Origin of the sequence: uncultured Shewanella sp., from assembly GCF_947501665.1 — a bacterium.
Taxonomy (GTDB): Bacteria; Pseudomonadota; Gammaproteobacteria; order Enterobacterales; family Shewanellaceae; genus Shewanella.
The window spans coordinates 1-6647 of sequence record NZ_CANMWS010000057.1; the positions used below are offsets into that span (position 1 = coordinate 1).

6 protein-coding genes are annotated in these 6647 nt (G+C 40.3%); 4 read left to right on the forward strand and 2 right to left on the reverse strand.

The genetic code is table 11. The features are described from left to right. Window positions 1–231, forward strand: a 231-nt coding sequence (locus tag Q0976_RS23730) for a hypothetical protein (protein WP_299497304.1), incomplete at its 5' end; no start/stop codon positions are given. Window positions 232–401: 170 nt separating this feature from the next. After that, on the forward strand, window positions 402–1463 hold the full coding sequence (locus tag Q0976_RS23735) for a PLP-dependent cysteine synthase family protein (protein WP_299497306.1): 1062 nt from the start codon (window positions 402–404) through the stop codon (window positions 1461–1463). A gap of 93 nt (window positions 1464–1556) precedes the next feature. Here Q0976_RS23735 and queE read toward each other — a convergent pair whose 3' ends face one another. Beyond that, window positions 1557–2225: a 7-carboxy-7-deazaguanine synthase QueE gene (gene queE / locus Q0976_RS23740; protein ID WP_299497308.1), complete on the reverse strand. Its 669-nt coding sequence runs from the start codon at window positions 2223–2225 to the stop codon at window positions 1557–1559. Between the two features lie 228 nt (window positions 2226–2453). On the opposite strand from queE, the gene queC reads away from it, so the two are divergent. Both queC and rrtA read left to right on the forward strand, forming a co-directional pair. Next, complete coding sequence (gene queC / locus Q0976_RS23745; protein ID WP_299497310.1) at window positions 2454–3137, forward strand: 7-cyano-7-deazaguanine synthase QueC; 684 nt, start codon at window positions 2454–2456, stop codon at window positions 3135–3137. Further along, window positions 3134–3736, forward strand: coding sequence for a rhombosortase (rrtA, locus tag Q0976_RS23750; RefSeq protein WP_299497313.1), 603 nt, complete (start codon window positions 3134–3136; stop codon window positions 3734–3736). Before queC ends, rrtA begins: the two co-directional genes overlap by 4 nt. Before the next feature lie 83 nt (window positions 3737–3819). Here the strand turns inward: rrtA and uvrB are convergent, their stop codons facing one another. Continuing rightward, window positions 3820–5832, reverse strand: coding sequence for an excinuclease ABC subunit UvrB (gene uvrB, locus Q0976_RS23755; protein WP_299497316.1), 2013 nt, complete (start codon window positions 5830–5832; stop codon window positions 3820–3822). Window positions 5833–6647 lie beyond the last annotated feature (815 nt).

Here is a 6647-nt window from a genome sequence, read left to right on the forward strand (position 1 = left end):
GAGTGGCCAAAGGGATCAGACTGTAAATCTGACGGCTCAGCCTTCGAAGGTTCGAATCCTTCTCCCTCCACCATTTTATTCATCCTTCTTTCATCCAAAGTAGAAGGATATTCCCATCAAACCAACCTCGCCATAACATCATTTATTGCATTACTCGATAACAGCTTATCGTTAAACGTTAATCTACACGTGAACTCAATTTCAATAAAACAGAAGATCCCTGTCTCTTAGTCAGCCAAAACCATCATGTTAATAGAATGCATGAATTTTAAATAAACCGTTCATAATCAGTTTTATCTGTGTATAAAAAGCAATAAAATTTCCCTAATAGTGTCAGTTTGCTATCATTACTAATGCATTTTAATTATTATTTATCTTTTATTGTTATAAAGGACGAAATAGTGACGAATACTTGGGTCAATCAAGCCATTGAGAAAATTGAAGCCGATTTTCAACGCAGTGCAGAAACACACCTCATAAAACTTGAGATCCCGTCACTCGATGGTATCGATATTTATCTGAAAGATGAAAGTACTCACCCCACTGGCAGCCTAAAACATCGTTTAGCACGCTCCTTATTTTTATACGCATTGTGTAACGGCTGGATCAGAGAAGGTACTACGATAATTGAGTCGTCATCAGGCAGCACAGCCGTATCGGAAGCTTATTTTGCCCGCTTATTAGGGCTACCCTTTATCGCGGTTATGCCAGCAAAAACAGCTAAAAAGAAAGCGCAACAAATTGAATTTTACGGGGGGAAATGTCATTTTGTCGATCATTCCAGTCAAATTTATGCTGAATCGGAAAAGCTGGCAAGTGAACTCAATGGTCATTATATGGATCAATTTACTTTTGCAGAACGGGCTACCGATTGGCGCGGCAACAACAATATTGCCAACGCGATTTTTGAACAAATGCAAAAAGAGCGTCACCCTATTCCCAAATGGATTGTCATGAGTCCAGGAACGGGTGGGACCTCCGCCACAATTGGCCGTTATATTCGTTATCAAGGATTGAGAACTCAACTTTGTGTTGTCGATCCAGAGCATTCTGTTTTTTATGACTATTATCATTCTCATGACAAGAATCTTACTTGTAAAGAAGCCAGTAAAATAGAAGGCATTGGCCGACCACGGGTAGAACCTTCCTTTATAGCAGGTGTAGTCGATGATATGCAAAAGGTCCCTGATGCAGCAAGTATTGCAACAATGAATTGGCTTGAGCAATTGATTGGCCGTAAAACAGGCCCTTCTACAGGCACCAATCTATACGGCGTCTTAAAAATTGCCTCGCAAATGCATAAAGATGGTGAAAAAGGGGCTATCGTGACATTAATCTGCGATCCGGGAGAACGCTATCTTGACACCTATTACAATCCCCAATGGGTAGACGATAATATCGGCTCACTTGAACAATACCACAAACAATTAGAACAATTTAACCAGACGGGTCACCTCGCCTAACGTTTGCCATTAAAAAAGCGCCCATCAAGGCGCTTTTTTAAGGAACTTACCAACAAGTCTCTTCATCTTCAGCAGCTTTCAACCTGTACTAAACTAATCAATATCTAAATACTTATGGGTTTGAATAGACAGGCGCCAATTACGCTCAATACACACCCGCATAGCTAACGCCGTTGCTCTATCTTTTTGACTGATAGGTTGTAAACAAATGGTTTTTTGTGAGCAATCAATGCCTGTCAGCAATTCATCTAAATCATCAATATGACCTTCTGTTGCAACAGGGTGTTTTATTTCATTGGCACGGTTCAAGGCTTGAGTCAGGACACTGAAGCCTCCTTTCATGTTGATTTTTGGTGAAACGGTTACCCACGCATCATCCACGCACTGTATTTCAAATGTCCCGCTGGTTTCAATTTGCGTACTAAAACCTTGTGCATGTAGCTCATGGGTTAAGGGGGTTAAATCGTATAAACACGGCTCTCCACCGGTGATCACCACATGTTTAGCGGTAAAGCCCTTAACGACAAACGCCTTCATGAGTGATGCCGCAGTATGATCCGCCCAACGCCCAATAGCCCCATCCACTTGGATCACCTCGCTTGCAGAGACCTTATGCTCATCCAGTACTTCCCAAGTCTGTTTTGTATCACACCACGCACAACCAACAGGGCACCCTTGAAGCCTGACAAATATTGCTGGCACGCCCGTATGAGTACCTTCGCCTTGAATTGTCTCAAAAACTTCATTAACTGGATAATTCATTTGATACCTCTATTTTATTTAGGCGGCATTTATAGTGGATTTTTCACTTGGCTGCAAGCCCCAATGCTTTTTAGCCATTAACCTCAATCACGTTATTGAAGCCAAGGCGCTTTAATAACCTATATTGGTGATAATTCGAAATGACAACATGACATTTTATTTCTATATGAAAAAAGGTGATTCAGGTACACTAACACTATTGCCCATAACATAAATTGATAAATAAAAATGACCTCAAAAGCAATTGTTGTTTTCTCTGGTGGACAAGACTCTACCACATGCCTCGTTCAAGCATTAACCCAATATGATGAAGTCCACGCCATCACTTTCGATTATGATCAGCGTCATCGTCAAGAAATTGAAATAGCACAAACCTTAGGAGAAAAACTCGGCGTAGCCAGCCATAAGGTATTAAATGTCTCTTTATTGAACGAGCTCGCCATTTCATCTTTAACAAGAGATAATATTCCCGTTTCCCATACCTTAATGGACAATGGGTTACCCAATACATTTGTCCCTGGCCGCAATATTCTTTTTTTAACGCTCGCCGGTATTTATGCCTATCAAATTGGCGCTAAAGCCGTGATCACAGGCGTATGTGAAACCGATTTTTCAGGTTACCCTGATTGCCGCAATGATTTTGTCAAAGCAATGGAAAACGCATTAAAGCAAGGGATGGATTATGATCTCGCTTTAATCACCCCGTTAATGTGGCTGGATAAAGCTGAAACATGGGCCTTAGCCGATCAATATAATGCCTTAACACTGATCAAAGAGGAAACATTAACCTGTTACAACGGCATTATCGGCAGTGGATGTGGTACCTGTCCTTCTTGTGAACTCAGAAGTCGTGGTTTAAACACATACTTAGATAATAAAGCAGCCATATTGCAGCGTTTAGCAGATAAATGAATCTAACATTCTCATCACGCATAGCTAAAACACTTAAATCCCCTTACGGGATTGCACTACTCCTTAGCCTTTTATGTATTGGATTATTTTTTATCCATCAAGACACGCTGCTTGCTTATAGGCGACTTGCTATTGAGCAAGGTCAATGGTGGCGCATCATCACGGGCAATTTATTGCACACTAATGACTGGCACTTAATCATGAATTTAGCCGGTCTTTGGGCGATTTTGTTACTGCATAAACAGCATTACTCATCAATTGGACTTTTATGGCTATTGTTTATTTTATGCCTATTGCAAGGTATCGGTTTATACCTGTTTTATCCCAATTTATTAGGTTATGTTGGCTTAAGTGGAGTCCTTCATGGTCTCTTTAGTTATGGGGTTATTCAAGATTGCCGCACCGGCTATAAGAGCGGTTATTTATTACTTCTGGGTGTGATTGTGAAGGTCACCTATGAGCAAATACAAGGCGCCAGCCCAGAGGTTATCAAACTCATCGGGGCAAGAGTCGCAACAGAGGCACATCTCGTAGGTCTTCTCAGTGGGCTCTTATGTGCGGCAGCTCTGTATGGCATTCAACGCCTATGTCAGCGTTAACGATATATCGATTGGCTCGCAGCGACTTTTAATAAGAACAGGCAAACACGATTCCATTGACGTTTGCCTGTTCAAATATTGATTTAAGCCGTTACCAAAGCTTCTCTGAGCCGCTTAACTTCATCACGCATAGCAGCTGCTTGCTCAAACTCTAGATTTTTTGCGTGCTCATGCATTTGCTTTTCGAGTCTGTCAATTTCATGACTCAAATCAGCAATATTTTGCACCTGATACTGAGATTGAGGCTCAGCCACTTTACGCTGCTCACTAGACGATAAGCTTCCTCGGCTGTCACCGACATCCATCACATCAGTGATGGTTTTAGACACACCCCTTACCGTAATATTATTGTCAATATTAAATTGATGCTGCTTGGCTCGACGACGCTCTGTTTCATCAATGGCTTTTTTCATCGACTTTGTGATCCTGTCACCGTAGAGGATCACCTTACCATTAATATTTCGCGCCGCTCGGCCTATTGTCTGAATAAGGGAGCGCTCAGAACGTAAAAAGCCTTCTTTGTCAGCATCTAAAATGCACACTAAAGAGACCTCTGGCATATCCAGTCCTTCACGTAGCAAGTTAATCCCAATAAGAACATCAAATACACCGAGCCTTAAATCTCGAATAATTTCAACTCTTTCAACAGTATCAATATCTGAATGTAAATAGCGTACTTTAACACCATGCTCATCTAAATACTCAGAGAGATCTTCTGCCATTCGCTTGGTTAAGGTTGTCACTAATACCCGTTCATTAACGGCCACACGCTGAGTAATTTCAGACAATAAATCGTCAACTTGAATAGCCACTGGACGGACTTCAATCTCAGGATCAAGTAATCCAGTGGGTCTGACAACTTGCTCAGCAATCTCATCGCCACTTTTCACCAATTCATAATCATTTGGCGTAGCCGATACATAAATCGTTTGTGGCATTAATGCCTCAAACTCTTCAAATTTCAGCGGACGATTATCCAGCGCTGAAGGTAAACGAAAACCATATTCCACTAAATTCATTTTACGAGAACGATCACCTTTATACATCGCCCCTATTTGCGGTACTGTCACATGGGATTCATCAAGAATTAATAAACCATCATCAGGTAAATAATCAAGTAGAGTCGGCGGCCCCTCACCCACCCTGCGCCCAGACAAATAACGAGAATAATTTTCAATACCTGAGCAATAACCCAGTTCAACCATCATTTCAATATCATATTGTACTCTTTCAGTGATCCTTTGCGCCTCTATCAGCTTATTGTTATCGAGTAATTCTTGTTTACGCTCTCTTAATTCTTCTTTAATGGCTTCGGCGGCAGCCAGTACTGACTCTCGAGGCGTCACATAATGACTTTTTGGATAAACCGTTGTTCGCGCCAAACGCTTTAAAATGTGCCCCGTTAAGGGATCAAATAAACTCAGCCTTTCAATTTCATCATCAAAAAGTTCAACACGAATCGCATCTTTATCTGAATCAGCGGGAAAGATATCAATCACTTCACCTCTCACTCGATAAGTCCCTCGCTGTAATTCAATATCGTTGCGGGTATATTGCAACTCACTTAAGCGCTTTAATATATCCCTTTGCCCCATAAAATCGCCTTCACGTAAATGCAATAGCATTTTCATGTATGAATCTGGATCGCCCAAACCATAAATAGCAGACACGGATGCAATTAGAATGACATCTTTACGTTCTAATAAAGCCTTAGTTGCCGACAGGCGCATTTGTTCAATATGGGCATTGACTGAAGCATCTTTTTCAATAAAAGTGCCTGTCGAAGGCACATAGGCTTCAGGTTGGTAATAATCATAATAAGAAACAAAATATTCTACGGCGTTATGAGGGAAAAACTCTTTCATTTCACCATATAACTGAGCTGCCAAAGTCTTATTGGGTGCCATGATAATCGTCGGCCTCCCTAACGCTTTAATCACACTGGCAACCGTAAAGGTTTTACCAGAACCTGTCACCCCCAATAAGGTTTGACTTGCAATACCAGCTTCAATCCCCTCAATAAGCTGGTTAATCGCTTTGGGTTGATCGCCAGCCGGAGAATAGGGTGATACTAATTGAAATACGGGATCCGACACTGATTCATTTCCTTTTATAAAACTCCACGAGATTTTAAGTGACTCTCAGTCATTATCCAAGTCTATCTTCATAACAAAATGAAAAAGGATTACCTTGTACGATGACATGATATTCAAAATATACCTTCTCTTATCACAATAACACTGACTTTTCCGTTATCTCCAATCCAAGGTAGCCCCTAAAAAATGATCACATTAAAATACAAACAGGCAAGGGCAATATGCTTATTAAAGAAAGTAAACGACATAGCATTAAAGTATGACATTTTTATAAAAATACGATGAAACTTTAATACAGATAAAAAATACAGCCAAAATAGCGGTTTTATGACAAATAATTCAGCAATGATCACTGTTTAATACACAAGCACAAGCTTAATATAAGCGAGATTTAAATCACTAAATAGTTTTCACATGACAATATCGATTGATTTTTATACATTATTGAAAAATAAAGAATAAAAATTAATGCTAAAATTAATACATTCTACGTAAAACTCAACTGACATAGGCTTTAGCTCTACGCTAAAGGATATCACCCACAGGGTTATCCACAGATTTAGTGGATAAGTCTCTCTATGCCCTATTGTAAGGGTATTTCCGACCCTTTTTTCTTTCTGCGGCACTTCTCAGCTTACCTGTTATTTTACAACAAATGAAAAAATATCCCATACTATTGGCTGATATACCTTCTTATATGAATAACTGATCACAAGCATTTCCTTCTCCATAGACAGGTAGACAGGTAGACAGGTAGACAGGTAGACAGGTAGACAGGTAGACAGGTAGACAGGTAGACAGGTAGACAGGTAGAC